The sequence below is a fragment of the Chryseobacterium sp. GVT01B genome, assembly GCF_019970045.1.
Classification (GTDB): Bacteria; Bacteroidota; Bacteroidia; order Flavobacteriales; family Weeksellaceae; genus Chryseobacterium.
Window position 1 is genome coordinate 106,621 of the sequence record NZ_JAHXYI010000003.1, and the last position, 26,952, is coordinate 133,572.

The 26,952-nt window shown below is 37.0% G+C and carries 21 protein-coding genes; 17 read left to right on the forward strand and 4 right to left on the reverse strand.

The annotated features are described in order from the left end of the window. Positions 1-35 precede the first annotated feature (35 nt). Positions 36-2,825 carry a TonB-dependent receptor gene (locus LC457_RS07255; protein ID WP_223599246.1) on the reverse strand — a complete coding sequence of 930 codons (2,790 nt, stop codon included), beginning with the start codon at positions 2,823-2,825 and terminating at the stop codon, positions 36-38. A gap of 324 nt (positions 2,826-3,149) precedes the next feature. Between LC457_RS07255 and LC457_RS07260 the strand changes: the two genes are divergently transcribed. The 11 genes from LC457_RS07260 (at position 3,150) to LC457_RS07310 (ending at position 18,246) form a co-directional block, all read left to right on the forward strand. Continuing rightward, entirely contained in the window at positions 3,150-3,824 is a 675-nt protein-coding gene (locus tag LC457_RS07260) for a response regulator (RefSeq protein WP_002977493.1), read from the forward strand. Positions 3,825-3,872: 48 nt separating this feature from the next. Continuing rightward, a complete protein-coding gene (locus tag LC457_RS07265) occupies positions 3,873-4,904 on the forward strand; it encodes a cell wall metabolism sensor histidine kinase WalK (protein ID WP_223599247.1) in 1,032 nt (343 codons plus the stop codon). 134 nt (positions 4,905-5,038) lie between these two features. After that, positions 5,039-5,635, forward strand: a complete 597-nt coding sequence (locus tag LC457_RS07270; protein ID WP_223599248.1) for a plasmid pRiA4b ORF-3 family protein — start codon at positions 5,039-5,041, stop codon at positions 5,633-5,635. Between the two features lie 382 nt (positions 5,636-6,017). Beyond that, positions 6,018-7,367: an alpha-amylase family glycosyl hydrolase gene (locus LC457_RS07275; RefSeq protein ID WP_223599249.1), complete on the forward strand. Its 1,350-nt coding sequence runs from the start codon at positions 6,018-6,020 to the stop codon at positions 7,365-7,367. 141 nt (positions 7,368-7,508) lie between these two features. Further along, a complete protein-coding gene (locus tag LC457_RS07280; RefSeq protein WP_223599250.1) occupies positions 7,509-7,949 on the forward strand; it encodes a hypothetical protein in 441 nt (146 codons plus the stop codon). A 135-nt stretch (positions 7,950-8,084) separates the two neighbouring features. Next, the gene (locus tag LC457_RS07285; RefSeq protein WP_223599251.1) at positions 8,085-8,879 is read left to right on the forward strand and encodes a thymidylate synthase; all 795 of its coding nucleotides are present in this window, start codon (positions 8,085-8,087) and stop codon (positions 8,877-8,879) included. 226 nt (positions 8,880-9,105) lie between these two features. Further along, positions 9,106-9,324 carry a hypothetical protein gene (locus tag LC457_RS07290; RefSeq protein ID WP_149833180.1) on the forward strand — a complete coding sequence of 73 codons (219 nt, stop codon included), beginning with the start codon at positions 9,106-9,108 and terminating at the stop codon, positions 9,322-9,324. 25 nt (positions 9,325-9,349) lie between these two features. Further along, positions 9,350-11,860: a M1 family metallopeptidase gene (locus LC457_RS07295; RefSeq protein ID WP_223599252.1), complete on the forward strand. Its 2,511-nt coding sequence runs from the start codon at positions 9,350-9,352 to the stop codon at positions 11,858-11,860. 167 nt (positions 11,861-12,027) lie between these two features. Next, positions 12,028-13,356, forward strand: a complete 1,329-nt coding sequence (locus tag LC457_RS07300; protein ID WP_223599253.1) for a hydroxymethylglutaryl-CoA synthase family protein — start codon at positions 12,028-12,030, stop codon at positions 13,354-13,356. Between the two features lie 619 nt (positions 13,357-13,975). After that, positions 13,976-16,771 carry a SusC/RagA family TonB-linked outer membrane protein gene (locus LC457_RS07305; protein WP_223599254.1) on the forward strand — a complete coding sequence of 932 codons (2,796 nt, stop codon included), beginning with the start codon at positions 13,976-13,978 and terminating at the stop codon, positions 16,769-16,771. Between the two features lie 14 nt (positions 16,772-16,785). After that, positions 16,786-18,246, forward strand: a complete 1,461-nt coding sequence (locus LC457_RS07310) for a RagB/SusD family nutrient uptake outer membrane protein (RefSeq protein ID WP_223599255.1) — start codon at positions 16,786-16,788, stop codon at positions 18,244-18,246. Positions 18,247-18,319: 73 nt separating this feature from the next. On the opposite strand, the gene LC457_RS07315 is transcribed toward LC457_RS07310, so the two are convergent. Further along, positions 18,320-19,243, reverse strand: a complete 924-nt coding sequence (locus LC457_RS07315) for an AraC family transcriptional regulator (RefSeq protein WP_223599256.1) — start codon at positions 19,241-19,243, stop codon at positions 18,320-18,322. A 182-nt stretch (positions 19,244-19,425) separates the two neighbouring features. Here LC457_RS07315 and LC457_RS07320 point away from each other — a divergent pair, with 182 nt between their 5' ends. The 3 genes from LC457_RS07320 to LC457_RS07330 all read left to right on the forward strand — a co-directional run bounded on the left by LC457_RS07320 (position 19,426) and on the right by LC457_RS07330 (position 22,735). After that, positions 19,426-20,955 (forward strand): aldehyde dehydrogenase family protein, encoded by a 1,530-nt coding sequence (locus LC457_RS07320; protein WP_223599257.1) that lies wholly within the window; start codon positions 19,426-19,428, stop codon positions 20,953-20,955. 275 nt (positions 20,956-21,230) lie between these two features. Continuing rightward, the gene (adhP, locus tag LC457_RS07325; RefSeq protein ID WP_223599258.1) at positions 21,231-22,265 is read left to right on the forward strand and encodes an alcohol dehydrogenase AdhP; all 1,035 of its coding nucleotides are present in this window, start codon (positions 21,231-21,233) and stop codon (positions 22,263-22,265) included. A gap of 86 nt (positions 22,266-22,351) precedes the next feature. Continuing rightward, on the forward strand, positions 22,352-22,735 hold the full coding sequence (locus LC457_RS07330; protein WP_223599259.1) for a DUF779 domain-containing protein: 384 nt from the start codon (positions 22,352-22,354) through the stop codon (positions 22,733-22,735). A gap of 21 nt (positions 22,736-22,756) precedes the next feature. On the opposite strand, the gene LC457_RS07335 is transcribed toward LC457_RS07330, so the two are convergent. Then, a complete protein-coding gene (locus tag LC457_RS07335; protein ID WP_223599260.1) occupies positions 22,757-23,956 on the reverse strand; it encodes a dicarboxylate/amino acid:cation symporter in 1,200 nt (399 codons plus the stop codon). 93 nt (positions 23,957-24,049) lie between these two features. Between LC457_RS07335 and LC457_RS07340 the strand changes: the two genes are divergently transcribed. Genes LC457_RS07340 through LC457_RS07350 form a run of 3 tightly spaced genes read left to right on the forward strand, consistent with a single transcriptional unit; the run spans position 24,050 to position 25,834 of the window. Then, a complete protein-coding gene (locus LC457_RS07340) occupies positions 24,050-24,964 on the forward strand; it encodes a DnaJ C-terminal domain-containing protein (protein WP_223599261.1) in 915 nt (304 codons plus the stop codon). A gap of 3 nt (positions 24,965-24,967) precedes the next feature. Further along, positions 24,968-25,270 (forward strand): chaperone modulator CbpM, encoded by a 303-nt coding sequence (locus tag LC457_RS07345; RefSeq protein WP_213280285.1) that lies wholly within the window; start codon positions 24,968-24,970, stop codon positions 25,268-25,270. Positions 25,271-25,306: 36 nt separating this feature from the next. After that, positions 25,307-25,834, forward strand: a complete 528-nt coding sequence (locus LC457_RS07350) for a hypothetical protein (RefSeq protein ID WP_223599262.1) — start codon at positions 25,307-25,309, stop codon at positions 25,832-25,834. Between the two features lie 57 nt (positions 25,835-25,891). Here LC457_RS07350 and LC457_RS07355 read toward each other — a convergent pair whose 3' ends face one another. After that, the gene (locus LC457_RS07355) at positions 25,892-26,890 is read right to left on the reverse strand and encodes a PLP-dependent cysteine synthase family protein (RefSeq protein ID WP_047387369.1); all 999 of its coding nucleotides are present in this window, start codon (positions 26,888-26,890) and stop codon (positions 25,892-25,894) included. Positions 26,891-26,952: the final 62 nt, after the last annotated feature.

Consider the following 26,952-nt stretch of genomic DNA (forward strand, 5'->3'; position numbering starts at 1 on the left):
AATTAAATTATTTATTAGATTATTTGTTGAGTGAATTAAAAATTGTATCCCAGTGTTAAACTGATATTGGTTCCCGAAAGTCTTTCAATAGCAAGAGCATCTTTGCTGTCATACTTACCGTTGTCGTTCAGGTCATGGTAGAATTTAGCACGACGGTTCAGAATATCTGAAACATTCAGCTTGATTTCTCCTTTGTTGCTCCAGATTTTTTTAGCAAGCTGGAAATCCAAAAGAGGTCTTGGCGCTTCCCAGATTGGTGGTACCTGATCGTTTCCTACATAAAGGATTCTTCTTCCGATCATATTGAATAATACTGTAGAAGACCATCCTGATTTTTCAGTATCATACTGAAGACTTACGTTTACTGTATATGGAGACTGACCCTGCATTGGTCTGTCAATCTTAGTAGCTTCGTCTGTTACTTTGTTTTTAATTAAAGCTACGTTTCCACCCAGTGTAAAGTTTTTAAGAGCACTTACAAAATCAAGTTTTTTTCTTACTTCAAATTCCACCCCATAAGCATCAGCTTTATCTACGTTAAGGTAGTTGAAGGTATTACTCGTTCCTACCCCAGATTGGTTGAAGTATAATTCGATTGGCTTTTTGAAGTTTTTATAGAAAGCTGCCACAGAGAAGATCTCTCCGTTTCTTGGATAATATTCCCAACGAACATCGGCACTCGTGATTTTAGTTCTTTCAATTGATTTGTTACCAATTACAGTAGCTCCAAGATCAAAATCATAATATGCTAAAGGAGAAACCTCTCTAAATTCAGGTCTAACAACAGTTTGTGAACCTGCAACACGGATGTTCATTTTAGGATTCACCTTGAATGTTAAGTTCACTGCAGGTAAGAAATCTGTAACACGGGTGTTAACAAAACGGTCATCACTTTTTTTCGTGCTTCCTACCAATTGATCAAAGTTTTCAACTCTTAATCCCCAAACTGCTCTTAACCATGGTGTAAAGTTGTTGTCAAACTGTAAATACCCAGCGTTAAGGATTGTATTGGCAATATATCTGTACTGGTTTCCTGCAATCTCGTCAAATGTAAATCCACCGTTACCTCCGAAGTTTTCAGGATTGAAGATCGTTTCGAAAGGCTGAGAAAGTAATCCCTGGTTGAATTTCTCAAGTCTTACAGAGAAAGGTCTTGAGTTGTAGATTCTGTCTTTTACCTGGAACAAATAACCTCCTTTGATCGTTTGTTTTTGTCCAAATAATGTAAATGTTTTAGAGATATCACCTCCTGCGTTATATAAATAATCGTTTAGCGTAGAATAGAATACACTTCCTGACTTTTGCGAAAGACCATTAGAAATTAATGCTAAATAAGGGCTTCCTTCTATGTTTGTGTATTGGTTATACTGCAAACGCTGTAGCAAAGGAATATATTGATCCAGGATCCCGAAGCTTCCGTACCAGTTTACGGTAAATCCACCCAGAGCATCTATTTTATGAGTACCGGTAAGGGTAGAGTTGTAGAAAGTAGTTTCTTTAAAACCTATTTCCCTTGCCATAATGTTTGTCCCGTTAATCGGGTCAAATTCAAAATCCTTTCCTGTTCTGAAGGACATATGGTTCACCGTATTATTGGTGATGATATTCTTTAAGGAGATTTTGTTGTTGCTGTTGAGCTTTAAAGAAAGGTTCAACATTCCCCCTAAGATAATATCATTGCTGTATTTTTCTGTAAAATAATCGAAGTTGGTATCAGCAAGTTGATCGTTGATGGTAAAGAAACGGTTGGTAGACTCAGTTCTTCTTTTGTTGTTACTGTAGTTTAAAACAGCAATTACCCCTAAATCTTTTCCGAATAATTTCGTGTTGAAACCTCCGTCAAGCTGTAAACTTAAGTTTTCAGGATAACCGATACTGTTGTATCCTAAATTCTTTGTAAACCCTTTACCAATATTGGTTTTCTGACCTTCATCCAAAATACTGAATGCATTTTTTGCAGGCATATTGGTTGGCAGCTTTCTGTAACCGTCATCAATTCCTAAAAAGTCCCATTTTCCACCTTTCTGCATATGGAATTCCTGCCCCATAGTAGCAGTATTTCCTCCTACACCTACCTGTACGTTGAAGAAGTTTTTATTAGGAATATCCTTTGTATTTACCTGAATCAATGCTCCTCCCCATTCACCTGTATATTCCGGAATGAAAGTTTTGTTGATAACAAGGGTTTCGATAACGTTAGCCGGGAAAAGGTCAAAAGAGAACGTCTTTCTGTCAGGCTCCGTACTGGATAACTGAATACCATTCAACATCGCCTGGTTATAACGGTCTGATAAACCTCTTACTACAATATATTTTCCTTCAGATAAACTCACCCCGGAAACTCTTTTCAGAACTTCCCCAGTGTTTCTGTCCGGACTTCTTTTAATAGCTTCAACTCCGATAACCTGAGAAACTACACCGGCATTTTTCTGTAGTCCGATGGTAGAGGCTATGGTTTCTTTTCTTGCGTTTGATTTTATGACAACTCCCTCAATTTCTTTTTCCTTGGTAGAGGGCTTGTCCATTACGATATCAAGATGAGTATTACCTTCATTTTTGATAATAACCTCACTGATCTCTTTTCTGTTATACCCATTGGAGCTTACCGTTACAATGTAATTGGTGCCGGGGGACAGGTTGATAGAGTAGTATCCGGAAATGTCAGTCGTTGCCTCCTGTCCATTTACTTTTACCTTTACTCCTTCTATAGGAGTGTTATCTTTCTCGTCCAATACCCTACCTTCCAAAATCTGACTTTGTGCAAAAGCATAGCCAGCAGAAAACAAGGCAAGTAGCATGATGCTCTTGTGGAGTTGTTTTTTCATTTTACTTCTTTTACTTCTTTTTCAAGGGCAAAATAAAGGCTAAGTTTTTAAGAAAACTTTAGGAGAATCTTAATTAATTGTGAAGTTTGTATTAACACATGAATGAAATTTATAGTTATTGATGTTTAATTTATATAATTGTATTTTTTGTTTTAATTTTAATTTTTGTTTCGTATATTTGATTTATGTGTATTTATTATTTAATTTTTTTATTGATTTTGTAATTTGATGTTAAAATGTATTTTTTTAATAATTAGTTAACATTTGGCAGATAGATGAAATCAATGGAAATAATTAATTTTGTGGGAATTCTTAAACTAGAAGATGAGCAAAAAAATTCTTTTAATAGACGATGAACTGGACATTTTAGAGATTCTGTCTTACAATTTGGAAAAGGAAGGGTATGATATCTATACGGCTACTAATGGTAATGAAGGTATAGAAAAAGCAAAGGAGATTGTTCCGGACCTTATCTTATTAGATGTCATGATGCCTGAAAAAGATGGTATAGAAACCTGTCAGGAACTTCGTAAAGTGAAAGAACTTCAAAAAACACTTATTGTGTTTCTTTCTGCAAGAAGCGAAGAATTTTCTCAGCTAGCAGGTTTTCAGGCGGGTGCCAATGACTACATCGTAAAACTGATCAAACCAAAAATCCTTATCTCTAAGGTAAACGCATTATTACAGCTGACCTCGCAGGTTTCTGACAATGCAAAACTAATCGAAATCGGAGACCTTGTTATCGACAAAGATAATTTCAGAGTTTCCAAAAGCGGACAGCAATTTCTTCTTCCTAAAAAAGAGTTTGACTTGCTTTACCTTTTGGCTTCCAATACTGAAAAGGTTTTCAAAAGAGAAGAAATTCTTGAAAAGGTTTGGGGGAATGATGTGATTGTTGGTGAAAGAACGATCGATGTACATATCAGAAGGTTGAGAGAAAAATTAGGAATCAATACGATTCAGACATTAAAAGGGATTGGCTACAAACTGATCGTTTAATTATTTTAGAATCTTAACTTTACGTTCAATCATTAAAACGTTGTAAAATTGAAATTTTACAGACTTACTCTCGTTGCCTCTTGTCTGCTGACACTGGTGATGCTTCTTTTGGTGGTCGTCTTTGATTCACTGAAAGATATCTATTATAAGACCCCTTTGTTTAAAACGGGTCTTTTCATCTGTATTATCCTGATCTTTATGATCAATTGTGTGGTATTGGAACTTCTTTTCAATTACTACAGCAGAAAACAGGTAAAAGGTCTATCCGGATTTTTACCTCAGGAAATTGTTCAGAATCAGGATGAAAATATTACCATCAAAGAATTAGGGGAAAGGTTTTCAGATCTCAATCAGCAGCAGGTATCAGAAATTGATATGATGAAAGAGATGGAAAGCTACCGTAAAGAATACATCGGTAATGTGTCTCACGAACTGAAAACGCCTTTGTTTTCTATTCAGGGATATGTAGAAACCTTAAGAGACGGCGGCGTAGATAATCTTACTATAAGAGATAAGTATCTGGAAAGAATAGACATATCTGTAGAAAGATTGATTGCCATTGTAAAAGATCTGGATATGATCAACAGACTGGAAGCAGGCGAAATTAATCTTACCGTTTCAAAATTTGATGTCAACCTTCTCATTAAAGAGATTTTCGATCTGCTTGATCTTGAAGCTGAAAAACGAAATACTACATTACAGATCCAGACCCTTCATCCACAGATTTTTGTGGAAGCTGATAAACAGAAAATTTCTCAGGTTTTTATTAATCTTATTTCCAATGCGATCCATTATGCCAACAGACAGGAAGCCAAAGTGATTGTAAAGACTAGTGTCCTCAAAAATAAGGTGCTGATTGAAGTAATAGATAACGGAATGGGAATCAAGTCTGAGATTCTTCCAAGGATATTTGAAAGATTTTACCGTGTGGAAACCAGCAGAAGCAGAAGAGAAGGAGGTTCCGGACTGGGATTAGCCATTGTAAAACATATACTTGAGGCACATAACGAAAATATTACTGTAGAAAGCGTATACCTTGAAGGGACGAAGTTTAGTTTTATGCTGGAAAAAAGTAAATAATTCCGGCAAAATGTAAGGAAAAAAAATAATTTAAAAAATCCTGAAATATTTTTTTGTCACATGTCATTTATTATATATTTGCACCAGAGATTTATCATAATTATAAAGGCAAAAAAGTAATTTAAGAAACTGATATGGTTTACAAAATCCGCGTAATATTAGATGCGAAAGAAGATATTTTCCGTGATGTAGAAGTTAAGGGAAAACAAACATTATGGAACTTACACTTAGGAATTAAAAGTGCATTCAGTCTGCAGGGAGATGAGCTTTCTACTTTTAATCTGTTAGAAAATGACGGAACAATCGTAAAAAGTGTCCCATTGGAAGATATGAGTGATGATGGTGATGGTGAGATTATGTCAGATGTTTACATTGATGAAGCTTTTGAAAGTGTAGGCGACAAAGCACAGTTCCAATATGGACTTCTTGACCTTTGGGAGTTCTTCTGTGAACTTGTAGAAGTAATTGAAGAAACGAAAGGGGTTAATTATCCTATCACAGTATACAGATTCGGAAACGTTCCGTTAAAGGCCCCTAGCAAAAACGGAAGTGCCGGAGGATCTAAAAAGAAATCAGCAATGCCTTTGGCAGATGATGAATTTGGTTTCGATGAAGACTTTGGTTCAGGAGGAAATTTTTCAGATGAAGACGACAGCTTCGATGACGAGGAAGAAGAAGACTACAATGACGATGTCTTTGATGATGAAGATGACAATGATGACGAAAGATAGTCAACACAATATACTGGCCCTGGATTTTAATCCGGGGCTTTTTTTGCAAAAGTGCTAAGAGATTTATTTAAAAACAGCCTCATTTGAGGTTTTGAAAGTATATTTTAAGGTCTTAGGGTTCGGCTTACGGGTTTGGGATGCCAGATTTCCGGTTGAGGACCACAAAAGAAGGGTTATCAATAGATTCGGATGAGTTTATAACCTTGAAAAAATATTCTCATACCGTAAAAGAAGACTTATATTAAAAGACGGAATGCTGTTTTTACCCATAATGTTTGAGTTTTATGAAAATCCAACTGATACCATCAAAAAGTCTGTTCATCTGTCCGTAAATTTTGCCTTTTCCCAAAAAACAATCCTTACTTTTGTTAAAAATAGTTTAATGAAAAAATTAATTTTGTTAGCTGTAATTGGTCTGGGAATTGTTTCCTGTACCACTCGAAAAAATACCAGGAAAATGACAGAACTGCCAAAAGATTGGAAACATAATACGAATATCTACGAAGTAAACATAAGACAATATACTCAGGAAGGAACTTTCAAAGCATTTGCAAAAGAAATGCCCCGCCTGAAATCTATGGGAATAAAAACCCTTTGGTTTATGCCCATTACACCCATTGCCCAGCAGAATAAAAAAGGAAGTCTGGGAAGTCCTTACGCCGCTTCAGATTATACTTCTATCAATCCTGAATTCGGGACGCTGCAGGATTTTAAAGATATGGTGAATGAGGCACATAGACTGGGATTTAAAGTAATTATAGATTGGGTAGCCAATCATACAGGATGGGATCATGTATGGACGAAAGCTCATCCCGAATTTTATCTGAAAGATCCGGATGGAAAATTCCATATTGCTTCCGGAATGGATGATATTATTGAGCTGGATTATAAAAACCAGGAAATGCGTCAGGCTATGATAGATGCCATGAAATTCTGGGTGCAGGAAACTGGTATTGATGGTTTCAGATGTGATCTCGCTTCATGGGTAGAAGTAGATTTCTGGGAACAGGCGCGCCCCGAAGTGGAAAAAATAAAACCTCTTTTCTGGCTGGGAGAATTTGATGAGCTGGAAAGCCCTGAATACGGTAAAGTTTTCGATGCCAGCTATTCCTGGAAATGGATGCACAAATCTGCCGATTACTATAAAAAGAATGAACCTCTTCAGGAATTAAAAGATCTTCTGAGACAATATTCCAATATCGGAGATGCTTCAATGAGAGCATGGTTCACCACAAACCACGATGAAAATTCATGGAACGGAACCGAATATGAAAAATATGGAGTCATCACAAAACCTATGGCAGTATTCTCTGCAACATGGAATGGTGTTCCACTACTTTACTCAGGGCAGGAACTTCCGAATATGAAAAGACTTGAGTTTTTCGAAAAGGATGTTATCAAATGGACGAATACTTACCAGACTGCTGATTTCTATAAAACATTATTAGATCTAAAAGCTTCTAATCCGGCCTTGAGAGGAGGAGATTCTAACGTAACGACTTATCTTCTCAACACTACAGCCAATGATAAGATTCTGGCTTATGTAAGAAAAAATGGAAACGACGAAGTATTGGTTGTTTTGAATATGTCAAAAGAAGCTGTTAACTTTTCAATTGAAGACGAACATGTATCCGGAACATTCAGAAATGTTTTTGATAAAACCAAAAGAGATTTCAGTCATGGAAAAGATTTTAACTTCAACGTTTCGGATTATGCCGTATTTGAAAAATAATATTTAAATCTTCGGCTTATATTTTATCTCTTAATCAATAGCGACCAAGCAGTACCCAATTCCCCTCCGCTGGAGGGGTGTCAAAATCTATGATTTTGACGGGGTGGTTTTATCTGCCCAACAATAAAATCCATCATTACAATGAACAAACAGGAAATAATCAATATAATTAAATCAAAAGCATCCGATAAAATCCACTACTTTGAAAACCTTATCGCTGAAACACGGGCTTCCAATAACGATACGAAAAGTTCAATGGGTGACAAATACGAAACCGGAAGAGAAATGCTTCAGCAGGAAATTAATAACCTGCAGAGACAGCTTAACGAAGTGTTGAATCAGCAGGCTGTTTTACAGAAAATAACTTCAGACCCTTCAGAAAAAGTTCAGAACGGAGCTTTGGTGAAAACCAATAAAGGATTGTTTTATATTGCTGTTTCCATGGGCGAAATTGTTTCAGAGAAGCAGAAAATCATGACGGTTTCTGCAGAATCTCCCTTGGTAAAAGTGATGTATGGTAAAAAAGCAGGAGAGTCATTCACCGTAAACACCATTCATCAGACCATTGAAAATATATGGTAAAATTAATATAGGTTAGATGACAGATATACAGTTGTTTAATAGAAAATAGACATCAGACCTATAAAAAGCATTCATGAAAAGGAGTGCTTTTTTTGATGGTTTTTACTAAATTTGGAACTTAAAATCTCATTCAAAATGCAAAACTACCTGGACCTTTTACAGCATATTTTAGACAACGGAACTGATAAAACCGACAGAACAGGCACTGGAACAAGAAGTGTTTTCGGATATCAGCTTAGATATGATCTGTCTAAAGGATTTCCTTTGGTAACGACAAAAAAAGTGCATTTGAAATCAATTATCTACGAGCTTCTTTGGTTTCTGAAAGGAGATACCAATATTAAATACCTTAAAGATAACGGAGTAAGCATCTGGGATGAATGGGCTAATGAAAATGGAGATTTGGGGCCGGTTTACGGAGCGCAGTGGAGAAGCTGGAGCGGTGCAGACGGAAAAGTTGTGGATCAGATTACAGAAGTAATTGACCAGATTAAAAAGAACCCGGATTCCAGAAGACTGATTGTCTCCGCGTGGAATGTTGCAGAAATCCCCAATATGGCTTTGGCACCTTGTCATGCCCTGTTTCAGTTTTATGTAGCAGATGGTAAACTTTCCCTGCAGCTTTACCAGAGAAGTGCTGATGTTTTCCTTGGAGTACCCTTCAATATTGCAAGCTATGCATTGCTGTTGATGATGGTAGCACAGGTTTGTGATCTGGAAGTGGGAGATTATGTTCATAGTTTCGGAGATGTTCATATCTATAATAATCACTTCGAGCAGGTCAACAGACAGCTGGGACGAGAGCCGAGAGCGCTTCCGGCAATGAAACTGAATCCGGAAGTTAAAAATATATTTGATTTTGATTTTGAAGACTTCAGTCTGGAAAATTACGATCCACACCCGGGAATCAAAGCTCCTGTAGCAATTTAATATCCTTATATCACTTTGATTTTTCTATTTACTTCTATTACTTTACATTAATAGATGGCATTGTCTGTGCTCATAAGTTTGGGAATCAGAATATAAATCCTTTAGTACACTTTCTTTGGCAATTGTTTCTTACATTTGAAAGAACAACTCCCGGTCATTTAATCCTTAAAAAAATGAGAGAAATGGCGGGTTATAGATCATAAATTCAAATGCTTAAAAGTACATTATGAAGTATTTAAAAATAAATATCGAAGAAAATGCAGACATTGAAGCCCTGAAAAATGCAGTACTTCAATTGAAAGGAGTCGCTTCAGCAGAAATAGTGGATGATGAAAATCCGGAAAGCGAACTGAAAAAAGCTTTTGCAAAAACGAAAGAACAACTTCAAAAAGGGGATTATGAAACCTTAGTGAATGATATTTTCGACATAATCATTAAAAAATAATTCTAAAAAATAATAAAGTAGACAGATGAGAAAGGCCATTTTATCAATTGCTATACTCGGGATTTTATTTTCCGCCAATGTATCAGCACAAACCGAAACTTCAGGAAGGGAAAAAGTATACAGAGCTACTCCCACCAAAGTAACGGAACTTAAACACACAAAGCTGAAAGTAAATTTCGATTATCAGAAAGAACAGATGAATGGAGAAGAATGGCTTACTGCTTCACCTTACTTTTATGCTGCAAACGAACTTACACTTGATGCAAAAGGAATGCTGATTCATGAAGTAGCTCTTGATAATAATGGTAAGAAATCTCCTTTGAAATATGATTACAAAGATGATGTTCTTAAAATCAGCCTTGATAAAACATACCAGAAAAATCAGGAATATACAGTTTACATCAAATATACATCCCGTCCGAATGAAGTAAAACAAGAGGGAAGTATGGCTATCAATGATGCAAAAGGACTTTATTTCATCAATCCTCAGGGAACAGATCCGGATATGCCTACACAAATCTGGACACAGGGAGAAACAGAATCTTCTTCCGCATGGTTTCCCACCATTGATAAACCCAACCAAAAGACAACGCAGGAAATCTATATGACGGTTCCTGATAAATATGTAACCCTTTCCAATGGTCTTTTGAAAGAATCTAAAAAGGAATCTAACGGTCTCAGAACAGATCATTGGGTGATGGATAAAAGACATTCTACTTATCTTTTCTTCATGGGAGTAGGAGAATATGCCATTGTAAAAGACAAATGGAAAAATATTCCGGTTGATTATTACATCGAAAAAGAATATGAGCCTTACGCTAAGCAGATCTACGGAAATACTCCGGAAATGATCGAATTTTTCTCCAAAAAACTGAACTATGATTATCCATGGGCAAAATATGCGCAGATTTCAGGCAGAGATTATGTAAGCGGTGCGATGGAAAATACCACGGCAACCCTTCACGGAAGTGATATCCTTCAGAAACCGGGGCAGCTTATCGATGAAAATACATGGGAAGATACTATCGCTCATGAATTGTTCCATCATTGGTTTGGAGATTTGGTGACAGCAGAAAGCTGGAGTAACCTTACAGTCAACGAATCTTTTGCCAACTACTCCGAGTATCTTTGGAATGAATATAAATACGGAAAAGACCAGGCAGATTATCACCTGATGACCGATGTGAATAATTATCTTCACAATCCGTCTGACTTTAATAAAAATCTGGTAAGGTTCAATTATGAATCCCGTGAAGATGTTTTTGACCTGGTAACCTATCAGAAAGGAGGAGGTATTTTAAATATGCTGAGAAACTATCTTGGAGATGATGCCTTCTTTGCAGGAATGAATGATTATTTGAAAACCAATGAATATCAGAATGCAGAAGCTCATCAGCTGAGACTGTCTTTTGAAAAAGTATCCGGGAAAGATCTGAACTGGTTCTTTAACCAATGGTATTTTGGAAGCGGAAACCCGAAGATTAATTACACCACTACATTTGAACCTGTGAAAAAGCAGGTTGCTGTTACGATAAATCAAACCCAGGAAAAACCATTTGAATTTCCTCTGGCTATAGATGTATATGACAATGGAAAACCTAAAAGATATAATGTTTGGGTAAATGCAGAAGCAAAGAATATATTTAATTTTGATGTTTCTAAATCTCCTGATCTGGTAAATATTAATGCAGACGGTGTTTTATTGGCCGAAATCACTGATACAAAAACTCCTGAACAGAATCTGGTGCAATTTACAAACTCTAAAGAGTTTAAAAGCAGATATCTTGCTTTAACAGGAATCAAAGATCAGGCTGGAAAAAGCCCTGCAGCAGTAAAATTATTGGCTGCCGCATTGAAAGATCCTTTCTTCAGAGTAAGAATAAAAGCTTTAGGTTTAATAGATCTTACCAATCCTGAACAGATGAAGGCATTAGGAGCCGAAGTTGAAAAACTGGCTTCCAATGATCCTAAAACATTAACTCAGGCTGCAGCGATTACAGCTTTAGGAAAAACAAAAGATAAAAAATATCTCCCATTATTTGAAAAAGGGATCAATGCGGTTTCAAATGCTGTGAAAGGAATTTCAATGAGCGCACTTCTTACCATTGATCCTTCAAGAGCAAACGGACTGGCTGATAAAATTGATATGAAAGGTGCATCGGATGAACTGCGGGCACAATTGCTTCCAATAATCGTAAAGAACAAAATTACTTCTCAGATAGAGAATATTGCACCTCTTGCCACTTTTTATCCATTTATTAAATTCCAGAATCCGGAATTAGGAAAATCAGCAGAAGATGGTTTCAACTGGATCATGACTTCCGATAATCTGAAAGCAACGGAAAGCATCACGAAAATTGCAGGATATGCCAAGAATCAGATGGCAGACAATCCACAGGCTAAAATGATGATGGTTCAGATGCTGAAAGATGGCTTAAGCAAAAAAATTGAACTGCTGAAAAAGAATCCACAAAATGCAGCGAGCATTAATAAACAGATTGATGTCCTCAATAAAGCTATTGAGAATTATAAATAAGTAGATAAAGCCGGCAGAACTGTCGGCTTTATTTTTTTCTTTATTCGGCTAATAGATTGAAATATATTATAAAACGTACTGCATTTTGATAATATTGTAAAAATTGGCATTTTTCACAGTTGTTTTTTGCATTATCTTTCATAAATTCGTTTAAAATTTAGACAATTATGAGTTTTGGAATTGAAGCAGCGGGCTATTATGTGCCTGGTTTATATTTGGAGATTAAGGATTTAGCGGAAAAAAGAGGAATAGAACCGGCGAAATTGGAAAAAGGCTTAGGTCTTCATAAAATGGGACTTTCCGATGTTCACGAAGACGCAGCAACTTTTGCAGCAGAAGCATTACTGAAGCTTATACAAGATTATACTATCAATCCTAAGGAAATAGCCAGAGTTTATCTGGGAACAGAAAGTGCTGTAGATGCAGCCAAACCTACGGCATCTTATGCCGTACAAATGGTAGAGCAGGTGTTGGAAGAGGAATTTGGAGCCAGATGTTTCAGAAACTGTGATGTGCTGGATATGACTTTTGCGTGTGTAGGAGGTGTAGATGCACTGCACAACGCCCTTGATTTTGTAAGGGTGAATCCTGATAAAAAAGCAGTAGTGATTGCCAGTGATTATGCTAAATATGAATTGGCTTCTTCAGGTGAATATACGCAGGGAGGAGGAGCGGTAGCCCTCTTGGTTTCTTCAAAGCCGGATCTTCTTGAAATTGAAAATAACTGGGGAGTCGCTTCAGAAAGTGTCTTTGATTTTTTCAAACCGAGAAGAACCTATAATAAAGAGGACCTGAAGGGTGCTCCGGAAACATATCCTGAAAAAGTTGAAATTTTTACGGATGAGCCTGTTTTTGACGGACAATATTCTAACCAATGCTATCAGGACAGAATAAAAGAAGCTTACCATCATTATAAAGAAATAACAGGACAGGAAAAACCCTATGAAAACTGGAAGTATATTATTTTCCATCTTCCGTATGCTTTTCATGGGAAAAGAGTTTTTACTGAAATCTACAGTTTGGAGAATGGTCTGTCCTATGAAACAGCAGAGGAACAGAAAGCCGTTGCAAAATCTGAAGGCTATTTAAAATTGATCAGCCAAAAAATAGAAAAGACTCAGAGAGCTTCTTCAGAAATAGGGAATATGTACACAGCTTCTATTTTTATGGCGTTTCTTTCGGCATTACAAACCTCTTTTAACGAAAATGAAGAACTTTCAGGGGAAGAAATTGGCTTTGTAGGCTATGGAAGTGGATCGAAATCAAAAGTGTTTGCTGGAAAAGTTTCTGAGAACTGGAAAAAAGTAGTAGAAAAATGGAATGTATTCGAAAATTTGAACCAGAGAACTGCGGTCAATTTTGAAACTTACGAAAAACTTCACAGAAAGCAACTGAAAGAATCTGTAAACAGAAATTATAAAGGGTTCGGACTTGTTTCTGTAGAGACGGAAAATCCTGTATTAATTGGAGCCAGATATTACAGTTATCAGAAGTAAGATTATTATAATTTTAATATATATAGCATCTCATAGTATGGGATGCTTTTTATTTTTATCACTTTAAAATGGTTTGAGTTCTCATCATTTTTATAGTTGATTTATTTTTAAATGTTAGGGTAAAATAGTTAGAAAAAGACAGGGAATATCGATGAAAATTTTACAGACTTCAACCGATTTAGGAATATAATATATTAATAGTTTTTTAATCTTAATCTCAGCGAGGCTATCTTAAAATAGGGGTTGTCTGCTTGTGAAGGTGTATTTTTTTTATAAAATTTAAGAAAATGAGGCGTTTTTTTCTCGATTTTCAATAAAATGAAGAATGAATTTGTTTTATTATTTTCGTAAATAATAATATTTGCGTTTATTTTTTTAACCATTTGTTTCAAATCTGTGTAAATTGATTTTAATTTTAAAATTTATTAAAATTCCGTTAATGTTTAAATTGACTTATTTTTTGTTAATTTTTTAAATACAATTAAAATAATTCTCCATCATTTTTTTAAGATCAATGTGAATCTCTCCGTTCTGGAAGCCTGTTTTCAGAGTTTATTGAATTGATGTTACAGATATTTATTGACATATTTGTCCCTTGAATATATTAAAATCTGTTAATATGAATGTGAAGTTACATGTATTAAGTGCAGGAGCTTTGTTTTTTTTAGGACAAGCTGCTTTTGCGCAAAAATCTAAGAATGATTCTGTTCTGAAGGAGAATAAGATCGATGAAGTAATCGTTACTGGATACCAGAAGAAAAAAGCAGATGAAATTACCCAGGCTCAGGCTGTTGTTGGTGGTGATGAAATCAGAAGAAACTCTCCTACAACATCTATCGGTAACTCTTTACAGGGTAGAGCTTCAGGGGTATTTGTACAAAGTACTACCGGGCAGCCAGGTGCTGCTGCTACAATTCAGGTAAGAGGGGTTGCCGGTGTTGGTGGTTCTTCAGAACCTACTTATGTAGTCAACGGGATGTATATGACTGCAAGACAGTTCAGTGCAATTAACCCTGCAGACGTAGAGTCTATTTCAATTCTTAAAGATGCGGCTGCTACAGCACAATATGGTGCGAGAGGAGCAAACGGGGTAGTGGTAGTAACTACTAAGGCTGGAAAAGCCGGAAAAACTCATTACTCATTTGAGACCAAATTCGGTTTCAGTGAGAGATTGAAGGACAACAACTACACCATGATGAACTCTAGGGAGCTAATGAACTTTCAGAATCAGTTGGGGTACCTTGGGTTTAAACCAAGATCTCAGCAGGAAATGGACAGACTTGCTGCCTATGATCACAATTGGCAAAAAGATCTGTTGAAGCCTTCAAGCATCCAGTCTTACTTATTCAGTGCTCAGGGTGGATCCAGAGAAAGTACTTTCTATTACTCATTAGGATATGATTCTGACAATGGGATTATCAGAGATATAGACGGACTTAAGAGATACACAGGGAACTTCGGGTTTACCAATAAGTTAAGTGAAAAACTGAACGTTGGAATCAATCTTGGATTTCAGTACCAGGTTACGCAGAATTTTAGAGATCGAAACAATACTCAGAACCCATTTGGAGCAATGTATAAATATGCTCCATATGAACCGATTTATAACGCTGACGGAAGTTATAATCAGACAATGAGAGCTGGATCTAACGTTGTTGAGCAGATCAATACTTATAGATTAGATGATCAGAGACTGAGAATTCCGGTAACTCTATTCGCTGAATATAAAATTATTGATGGACTGAAATTTAAAACTAATTTCAATGGTCTTTATGATTGGTACATGGGAACTCAGTGGTTGAAAAAAGGGTCAAACCTTGATATTACTGTTAACAAAGTTCCAACAGGTTCATTGAATAAAAATTCATTCTACACATTTAATTATACTTGGAATAACTCCATTAATTATAAAAAGTCATTCGGAAGCCACAACTTTGATTTCTTAGGATTTATCGAATATAACGATAACTACAACGAAACAATGAACGGTGGGGCTTACGGTTTGAAGTCTCCTGTAATAAATGTTCCATCTATCACGACACCATCTGACAGAAATACATTTACCGGGGTTAAAGTAAGAAATACTTTGTTCAGTTTAGCAGGTATGTTAAACTACGACTATGAAGGTAGATATTTGGTTACAGGATCACTGAGAAGAGATGCTTCGTCAAGATTTGGTGTGAATAACCAAAGTGGTGTTTTCTGGTCTGCAAGTGCAGCTTGGAATATCGCGAAGGAAGACTTCATGAAAGGTGGTTTTATTAATGATTTAAAGCTTAGAGGATCTTACGGTACAACAGGTAATGATGGTACTTTACCGGATTATTATAATGTTAATAATATCAGTTATGGATTATATGGTCCTAATGGTACTTCATACCCTGGAACATCTTCACTAGGTAATTATATTATTGGTAACAGTAATCTGAAATGGGAATCTAACGCAATTACCAACTTAGGGGTAGATTTCACAATGTGGAACAGAAGAGTTCGTGGATCCGTAGAAGTATATAAGAATAAGAGAAAAGATTTCGTACAGCTTGTACCTTTGGATAAACAAGAAGGAGGATACTATCAGTATATCAATGCAGGAGATATGTCTCAGAAAGGTCTTGAGGTTGAACTTAGTGTAGATGTAATCAAGCAGAAAGATTTCCAGTGGAATTTACATGCTAATATCTCTTTCCAGAAATCAGTTCTTGATAAGTTAGCAGATGGTCAGACTGAAAGAAACTTAGGGGATACTTATTTAAAAGTAGGAGAATCTCCTTATGTGTTCTATAATGTTAGATTTGCTGGAGTAGATCCAAGTAACGGAAAAGCATTATATTATGATAAAGCAGGTAATGTTACTGATGTTTACAGTGCTTCAAATGCTGTTCCTTTAACAGATAAATCTCCTTTCCCGAAGAGCTTTGGTGGATTCGGAACTACAGTTCAATACAAAGGGCTTGATTTCAGTGCTGATTTCGCATTCAAGCTAGGTGGATATACTTATAACAACATGTATGCTGCTGCTGTTGATCCAACTTTGGCTGTTGCAGGTAGAAATATGGCTCAGTCTGCTGCGCAGGTTTGGCAAAATCCAGGAGACACAGGAGTATTCCAAAAAGTGGACTCCAATGGGATGCGTGATTCCGATCAGTGGATTGAAAAATCAGATTATTTAAGATTAAGATCACTTACATTAGGATATACATTTGATAAAGCATTCCTTGGAGAAGGATCACCTATCAATAAGCTTAGAGCATATGTACAGGGACAGAATTTATTTACAGTAACTAAATTCCACGGAGAACCTGAAGTTTCTGTAGGATCTGCTGATTCAACATCACTATTTGTTCCTGGATCATACAATCTTTATACTTACCCTGCTGTAAGAACAATCCTGGTAGGATTGCAATTAGAATTTTAATATTGAATAGCTTTATGAAAAAGAATATAATAAAAATAAGTTTAGCTGCGTTAACTGCCTTTGTTTCGTTAACGTCTTGCGACAGAAATTTAGATCAAATCTCATCAATCAATGAAGATCAGGAGCAGGCGATGACGAGACCTGAGACCTTCAGACAGGCTATGGATGGTGCCTATACAGCTCTTAAAGGAGGTGGTTACTATACTAGTGATACAGGAAACCAACTTATCATGGGTGATCTTACCACGGATAACCTTGTTCGTACAACTACGGGAAGAAATACTAATTTTGCTGCATCAAATTTCGAATTTTCATCAGATAATTCACAGACAACAGGACTTTACAGTGCTGCTTATCTTGTCATCAGCAGAACTAACTTTGTTTTGAAATATATCAATAACGGTGTGTTATCTGGAACAGAGAAAGCGAACATGGAAGCTGAGGCAAGAGCGCTTAGAGCAATCGCCCATTTCGATATCGTAAGAGCATATTCACAAATTCCAACTCAATCTGCAGAAGCTAAAAACTCTATTGGGATTTATTATTCAGAAACATATGCTCCTTTAAATAATACATCATCCCGAAACCTGACAGTTGATCAGGTATATGATAAAATTATAGCAGATCTATTATTTGCTGTTGATAATATCACTCAGAATGATGTTGATAAAGGAAGATTAAGCAAAGCTGCTATATATGGATTATTATCAAGAGTAAACCTATATAAAGGTGACTATGCTAATACTATCAAATATGGTGAATTGGCATTAGGAATTTCACCAAGTATTACTCTAAAATCTAATTTTTATAAGATCTGGAAAGAAAAAGAAGGAGATATTAATGATGGAGTTTTATTCCAGGTATCGAATTCTGCAGCTGAGCAAAATACTGTAGGAGTTGCTTACAATCAATCTGTTCCAGCATTAAGATCAGAATTTGTTGTAGATTACGATTTATATACTGCTTATACATCTGATGACGTTAGAAAAGGGGCTTACTTTACTACGGGTACGTATAGTGGGCAAAAATACAACCATGTTACAAAATATGCAGGTATTACTGGTTTACCATCTAATATAGTCCCGGTAAGATATTTAAGAGGAGCTGAAGTATTGCTAAACGTTGCAGAAGCTTATTACAGATCAGGTAATGGTGCACAAGCTCTTGTTTTATTAAACAAATTAAGAGCAGAAAGATATTCTTCATTTACTCCTGGTACAGAAACAGGACAGGCACTTTTAGATGCTATCCTGAAAGAAAGAAGACTGGAGCTTGCATTTGAAAATGACAGATGGTACACATTGAAGAGATTAAACCTTCCGGTTCAGAGATCAGGTAAAGGAGATCTTTTTGACGGTACAGGTACACCTTCTGTAGCACAGACTCTTCCTGCTGGAAATTTCAAATGGCAATGGCCAATTCCTATTACTGCTATTCAGGCAAACCCGAATATTAAGCAGAACGACAAATATTAAGATTAAATTCTAATATATTTTTTAAGAAGAGTCCCAGAAATGGGGCTCTTTTTTTATAGGTATTGCAAATGGATTATCTCAGAATCATTCTGTCCTGATAACTTTTCGGGGTTACTCCTTCTAATTGCTTAAATACTCTCGTGAAATAATTGGTATCTGAAAACCCGGTCTGAAAAGCTGTTTCTTTGATGCTGATCTGGCTGGCAAGCAGTTCTTTTGCCTTGTTGATCCTCTCCTGTAAAATAAAATCATTTGGAGAAGTCCCCAGTTCGTCTTTGAACATTTTAAAGAAATTAGACTTGCTTACATACGCCAGCTTGGCAATACTGTCAATGGATAGTTTCTGGTGTAGATTTCGTTTAATATAATCTACTACAAAGCCTATTCTGGATTTATTCTTAACAATATTCTTTTCCACCATACCTCTTGCCTGGGTCTGCATCAGCCTGATCAGAAGTTCTTTCAATGCAAAATCGGCCATGATATCCTTTTGCGAATTATCATCCATGGCAATTCTCATAATATTATTGGTAGCTGAGGCCAAAGCTTTATTATTAAACAGAAAATATTCATCTAACTGAATATTCCACTGCGAAGTCTCATCCACTTTGGGAAGGTTATAGTTGAGATAATTAAGAGAATCCTCTATAAAATCAGGATTAAGACTTAAAGAAATGCATTGGGTAGGAGTTTCATCAGCTTCAGGAAAGTCAATAACCATTGTTTCCCCCGGAGCCACAAGAATACTTTCGCCCGGATAATAATCAAAATAACTGGTCTTATTATCCAGTTTCATATGTTTCTTACCTCTCAGCATCGCTGTAAATGCAATGTTTTCAAAATGAAGTTTTACGTCAAAAGCAGCCTTATGGGTCTCATAAATGCTGAATTCGCAATTGTTTAGATTGAATTTCGTCTGGTGTTCAACAAGACTCAATAGCTGGCTTTCCTTACGTAATTCAGGAGTATTTAATAAAATCTTACTATTGTTATTCATTTCTAAAATTTTTTGAAAAGGAGGTAACTCAAATATAGAAAATTTGACAGTACGTTGCTGTTAATAAAATACTAAAATTGAACCCTTTGCACTATTTTACACTTTTTTTATAGGATTGTGCTATATTCTTTTGAGCTTCTCACTGTAATTTGGCTTTATCGAAAAATAAAAACAAGACTAATATGAGCACTATTACAGAACCAAGATCAGCGACGCTTTTAGAGCGTCCGGAGTTCAAAAGCAGATATGATAACTATATTGACGGGAAATTTACTCCACCCGTTAAAGGACAGTATTTTGATGTAGTTTCTCCCGTGGATGGGAAGAACTTTACCCAGGTTGCCCATTCCTCCAAAGAAGATTTGGAATTGGCTGTAGATGCCGCAGAAAAAGCATTCCGTACCTGGAAAAATACTTCATCTACAGAAAGAAGTATCATCCTTAATAAAATTGCCGACAGAATAGAGCAGAATCTGGAATACCTTGCTACCGTAGAAACCATAGATAACGGAAAAGCAGTGAGAGAAACACTGGCAGCGGATTTACCTTTGGCGATTGACCATTTCAGGTATTTTGCTTCTGTTATCCGTGCAGACGAAGGATCTCATAACGAACTGGATAAAGACACTGTATCTCTTATCGTTCATGAACCCCTTGGAGTAATCGCACAAATCATCCCATGGAATTTCCCGATCCTCATGGCTGTCTGGAAACTGGCTCCGGCATTGGCAGCTGGAAACTGTGTTGTTTTGAAACCCGCAGAAAGTACCCCCGTTTCCATCATGGTTTTAATGGAATTGATCGGTGATCTTTTACCTGCAGGAGTTATTAATATTGTGAACGGATTTGGAGCAGAACTTGGAAGAGCTTTGGTGACCAATCCGAAAGTAGCCAAAGCCGCATTTACAGGCTCTACTGCTACAGGACGTATGGTGATGCAGTACGCAACTGAAAACATCATTCCTGTGACATTGGAATTAGGAGGAAAATCACCGAATGTTTTTTTCAACTCTGTAATGGATGCCGATGATGAATTTTTAGATAAAGCGATAGAAGGAGCTGTTCTTTTTGCCCTTAACCAGGGAGAAATCTGTACATGCCCTTCAAGATTACTCGTTCAGGAAGATATTGCAGATGCCTTTATTGAAAAGGTAGTCGAAAGAGTAAAAGCCATCAAAGTAGGAAATCCACTGGACAAAACCGTGATGATGGGAGCGCAGGCTTCAAAGATTCAGAAAGATAAAATCCTTTCCTATATCCAGTTGGGAATAGAAGAAGGAGCTGAAGTTTTGGTAGGAGGAGAAGTGAACCACCTTGGAGAAGATCTGGAAGACGGATACTACATTCAGCCGACAATTTTCAAGGGAAATAACAGAATGAGAATCTTCCAGGAAGAAATTTTCGGTCCGGTGCTGGCATTTACCACATTCAAAGATGAAGAAGATGCAGTGAAAATTGCCAATGATACTATCTACGGGCTTGGTGCAGGCGTTTGGACAAGGGATGCACACCAGCTGTACAATATTCCCCGTCAGATAGAAGCCGGAAGAGTATGGGTGAACCAATATCACTCTTATCCTGCAGGAGCACCTTTCGGAGGTTACAAACAATCAGGAATAGGAAGAGAAAATCATAAAATGATGCTTGATCATTACCGTCAAACCAAAAACATGCTGATTTCTTATAACAAGAATAAGTTAGGTTTCTTTTAATATTATTTAGGACGTGCCCGATTGCCTTGGCTTTTTCCAGGGCAAAACGGTCGGGCTATGCAGGGCTGCACTTCGTTTCGGTGCTCCATTTCATTACGCACCGGCTCGTTCCTCGCCGCCCTTACTATCCCTCACGCAGGGAAATATCAGTCTTTTGATCTACATATTCTACATTATTATTGACCTATAAAGACAGTACAAAAATTGAGAACTGTCAATTTACCTCTGGTGATAAAAACTAATAACCCAAAATAACTCTATCAAAAAAATAAAATATGATCCCAAAAACAATGAAAGCGGCGGTAGTCCAAGGCTATGGCCAGCCTCTGAAAATTGAAGAAGTACCCGTAAGAGCACCCGGAAGATACGAAGTTCTTGTCAAAGTAATAGCCTGCGGGGTTTGTCATACAGACCTACATGCTGTAGATGGTGACTGGCCTGCAAAACCCAAGATGCCTCTTATTCCCGGACATGAAGGAGTAGGTATTGTGGTAGCCTGCGGACCTGAATCTTTTGTAAAAGAAGGTGATGCCGTAGGAGTTCCGTGGCTGTACAGTGCATGTGGATGCTGCGATTATTGTATCACAGGATGGGAAACCCTTTGTGAGGCCCAGAAAAATGGAGGCTATAGTGTAGATGGAGGTTTTGCAGAATACGTTATCGCAGACTCAAGATACGTAGGACATTTGAAGTCTGACGTTAATTTTTTGGAGATTGCTCCTATTTTATGCGCCGGAGTAACGGTTTATAAAGGATTGAAGGAAACAGAAACAAAACCTGGAGAATGGGTTGCCATTTCAGGAATCGGCGGGCTGGGACATGTAGCGGTTCAGTATGCCAAAGCAATGGGAATGCATGTAGCAGCCATTGATGTAGCAGATGACAAGCTGGAATTGGCAAAAAAATTAGGGGCAGATCTTGTGGTCAATGCGAAAAATACAGATCCCGGAGAATATTTGCATAAAGAAGTTGGCGGAATGCACGGTGCATTGATTACAGCAGTTTCTCCTATTGCCTTCAAACAGGGAATAGATGTTTTAAGAAGAAAAGGAACCATTGCTCTGAATGGTCTTCCTCCCGGCTCTTTTGAACTTCCGATTTTTGAAACGGTTTTAAAAAGGATCACCGTGAGAGGTTCTATTGTAGGAACCCGAAAAGACATGCAGGAAGCGTTGGATTTTGCCAATGAAGGATTGGTAAAAGCTACTGTTACTGCCGCAAAACTGGAAGATATCAATGATGTATTCGATAAAATGAAAAAAGGACAGATTGACGGCAGAATCGTTTTGGATATTGCCGGCTCAAATTAATTGATGATGTGTTGCTGATCCCGGCTGAATTTACCTGCCGGGATTTTTTATAACAATAAGGTTTCTAATAAGCTAAAATAAAAATAATGGAAGCAAAAATATCCAGACTTTCCGCAACAGAACAGGCACTTGAAGTGGTCCGAAAACTGGAAGAACAATATGGATCTTTAATGTTTTATCAGGCAGGAGGATGCTGCGAAGGTACGCAGCCACAATGTTTTGAAAAAGGAGGATTTTTCCCCCGGATGAACGATGCGATGATAGGAACGATCAATGGATACGAGTTCTGGATAGACCGTGACCTTTTTGAATACTGGAAATATTCACATTTTACATTAGATGTTACAGATGGGTTCGGACCTGGTGGTTTCTCTCTGGAAACTCCTTTGGGTAAGACGTTTAAAGTTCATTACAGACTTTTCACTCCCGATGAATATGAAAACCTGGAGCCCGTAAAACGCAGTGAATAATGTGAGGAAATAAAAAATAAGTCAGACCTTCACAAATCGATTGACAAACATGGCTGCCACTATATCTCCTACAGCATTCAATACTGTGGCTAAAGGATCTACCAGTGTCCCGATAATCATTACAGCAGGGATCGCTTCCTGAGGTAATTTATACACAGAGATCATCAGCATCTCACCAATATATCCGCCATTAGGAATACCACCAGCCACAATGCTGACAAATACAGTAATTCCCAAAGCTAAAAGCAGGTTGGCCGGATCAAAGAAATCCTTTCCAATAATTAAAAATGCCACATAAATCTTGATAATGGATGACATAGAAGACCCGTTTTTATGCAGTGTAGTCCCAATAGGAATCACCAGATTGGCAATAGAGTTAGGAATTCCGATCTTGGATGCTGCCTGTAAATTGGCAGGCATGGTTGCAAAACTACTGCAGGTACTTATTGCAGTAAGAGTTGGGTAGATTGCGTTAGTCCAGAAACTTTTTACTCCTTTTTGCCCATTCGCCATAAAAGCATAAATAGAAAAGAAGACCAGAAAGTAAATAATTCCTGCAACATAATAGAATCCTAAAGGTTTAGCATAAAATCCAAAAAGCTGGGGACCTAAAGTCGCTACCTGATAGGCAAAGTAAGCACCCAGACCAATAGGAGCCAGTTTCATGACCAATAAAAGAAGTTCTTTCATCACTTCATACCCTGAAGCAATAAAAACCCTGAATGGCTGCCCTTTTTCACCTGTTTTTCTGGCCGCAAATCCTGTTAGAAATGCAAATACCAATAGAGCAAGCATATTCCTTCTCGAGAAAAGCTCAGTAAATTCACCCACTGTAAAGAAACTTACGATTCTATTGCCCCACGTATCATCATTCGCGGCTTCAGAAATTATATCAGAACTTCCGGAGACCCCTGAAACCGGGAAAAGATATACAGCACAAATGGTAAAAACAGCTGCCGTAAGAATAAAGAATAAAAAGGTAAGAGACATCACAAGGATGATCTTTCCAAATTTAGACTGCTGCTCCAAAGAAGAAATAGAATTGGATACAGCAAAAAATACCAAAGGAACTACACTCACAAAAAGAAGATTAAGGAAAATATCCCCCAGAGGTTTTATATATTCCACAAAACCGGGAGCAACAATTCCAATGATGCTTCCAACAGTGATTCCCAAAAGTAAAAATATGATTCCGGAGTAGTTTTTCAGTACCTCTTTCATGTGGTGCTTTTTATCAAAGATAGGTTTATTTTTAACATTTTGTTATACAATTTTCAGACCTAAATTTCATAAATTTGGGTAAACCTCATTTCTATGGCTTATATAGATTACTATAAAATTTTAGGCGTAGATAAAAACGCAACACAGGATGATATCAAAAAGGCCTACCGGAAACAGGCCCGGAAACTTCATCCCGATCTGAACCCTGATGATAAGGAAGCAGAAAGACAGTTCAAAGAATTGAATGAAGCCAATGAAGTGCTCAGCAATCCGGAAAACAGATCTAAATACGACAAGTACGGAGAACACTGGAAACATGGCGAAGAATACGAAAAAGCCCAACAACAGCAACAAAGACAATATCAGCAACAAAATTATGGCGGCGGATTCTCCGGTGCTGATTTTGGTGAAGGGGAAGATTTTTCCGATTTCTTCCAGAATATGTTCGGTGGAGCAGGCGGTGGATTTGGTAAAAGCTCACGAGGAAGGGCTTCCGGAAAATTCAAAGGAAATGATATCAAAGCAGAATTGAATCTGAATCTGAGAGATGCCGCGAAAACCCATCCGCAAACTTTTGATATTAATGGAAAGAAAGTCAGAATCACAATTCCGGCAGGAGTATATGACGGACAGCAGATCAAACTGAAAGGACATGGAAATCCGGGGGTCAATGGAGGTCCAAGCGGAGATCTATATATTACTTTTAATATCCCAGCCGATCCGAATTTTGAAAGAATCGGGGATGATCTGAAAACCAAGGTCACAATTGATCTGTATACCGCTGTTTTAGGCGGAGAAGTGAATGTAAATACTCTGGAAGGAAGTGTAAAACTTAAAGTAAAACCGGAAACCCAAACGGGAATCACTGTAAGACTGAAAGGAAAAGGCTTTCCTGTCTATAAAAAAGAAGGAGAACACGGAGATCTTTTTGTAACCTACGAAGTGAAACTGCCTACCAACCTTACCGAGAAGCAGAAAGAACTTTTTGAACAACTTAAAAATTCCTAAGCTATGAGTGAAAGAATATCGCGGGAAGAACTCGTAAGAATCTATAATATAGAAATCACTTTTTTTGATGAGCTTGTAGACTATGGGCTGCTGAATATACAGATTGAAGACAATATCCATTATCTGATGTATGATGATCTGCCCGATCTGGAAAAATTTGCCAATTGGTATTATGATCTCGAAGTCAATCTTCCCGGTCTTGAAGTGATTCACAATATGCTGAAAAAACTGGATGCACTGAACCGCAGAAACAGGGAGCTGATGAATAAACTTTCGGCAATAAGTGATCAATATGAAGATATTTAGTTTAGTTTTGTAGCTTTTTAAAGCAACTCTATAATTATGAATGAAGAAAAGGTGATTACACTAAAACCGGACAGAAAGATTTTTGAAGATATTTATTTTAGCGGTAATCAGGGAAGTCTGCTTTTTTCATCTACAACGAAAAGTAAAACCATTGCCACTATTGCTGCTGCAGTGATTGTTTTCATCGTTTTTCTTTTGAAAGATTATCTGAGCAAAGAAAGTAAAGGTATTTTATATTTTTTGAGTTTTATATTTTTGCTTTGTGCTGTTTTTCTGTCGGTAAGTGTTAATAAAGTTTCAAGATGGAAAAAACAGGTGAATCATTATTTAAATGTTCTGGAAAAATGTAAAGTATATGAAATCAGATTTGATCAGAATTTTTTCACTGTGAATATTGATGGGGAAAAAGAAACGAGTGAGTGGAAAGATTTTGAATATTTTGACAGCAATAATGAATTTATTTCCCTTGAAGGAAAATACAGCTACATGTTTCCCAAAAAAGCAATGAGTGAGAAAGAATACAGCATTCTTAAAAGTAAATTAAAGGAAAACATCAAGCAATAAAAATAAAAAACGGAACAAAATTTTGTTCCGTTTTTTTATGATCTGTAAAGTGGTTTATTACCCTTCTTTATTTTCTTCCAGCCAGCCCATTTCTTTCATCCATTCGTCATTGTAGATTTTTCCTACATATCTTGAACCATGGTCATGAAGTAAAACGACGATCACATCATCTTTAGTGAACTGATCTTTCATCTGAATCAAAGAAGCAATAGCACTTCCTGCAGAATATCCACAGAAAATTCCTTCTTCTTTAGCCAGTTTTCTTGCGTAGATGGCACCATCTTTATCCGTTACTTTTTCAAAATGATCAATCACAGACATATCATAATTCTCAGGAATGATATCTTCCCCGATACCTTCTGTAATATAAGTATAAGCATGGTCGTAGTGCAGTTCTCCAGTTTCGTGGAATTCTTTCAGAATAGAACCGTAGGTATCCACACCAATTACTTTAATATTTGGATTTTTTTCTTTGAAAAAAGTCCCGCATCCTGTGATGGTACCTCCTGTTCCGGCTCCTACTACAAAATGAGTCAGGTTTCCTTCAGTCTGTTCCCAGATCTCCGGAGCTGTAGACTCATAATGAGCCGCTCTGTTAGATAAGTTGTCATATTGGTTGACATACCATCCGTTTTCCGTTTCTTTTGCCAGCCTTTTGGATACTGAATAATAAGAACGCGGGTCAGTAGGTTTTACATCAGTAGGGCAGACAATTACTTCAGCTCCTACAGCACGAAGAATATCACACTTTTCTTTTGACTGCTTGGAATTGGTTACAAAAATACATTTGTAGCCTTTGATGATGGCTGCCAGTGCCAATCCCATTCCTGTATTTCCGGAAGTTCCTTCAATAATGGTTCCTCCAGGTTTTAATCTGCCGTCTTTTTCGGCATCTTCTATCATCTTAAGAGCCATTCTGTCCTTTACTGAGTTTCCAGGATTGAAGGTCTCTACTTTTGCTAATACCAATGCCGGGAAATCTTCACCTAATACTTTGTTAAGCTTTACCAGCGGCGTGTTACCTATAGTTTCAAGGATATTTTTTGCGTATTTCATAAATGTTTTATATGCGGCGCAAAGATAAGGCTTTTAAAATTATCTGCGCTGTGGATAATATG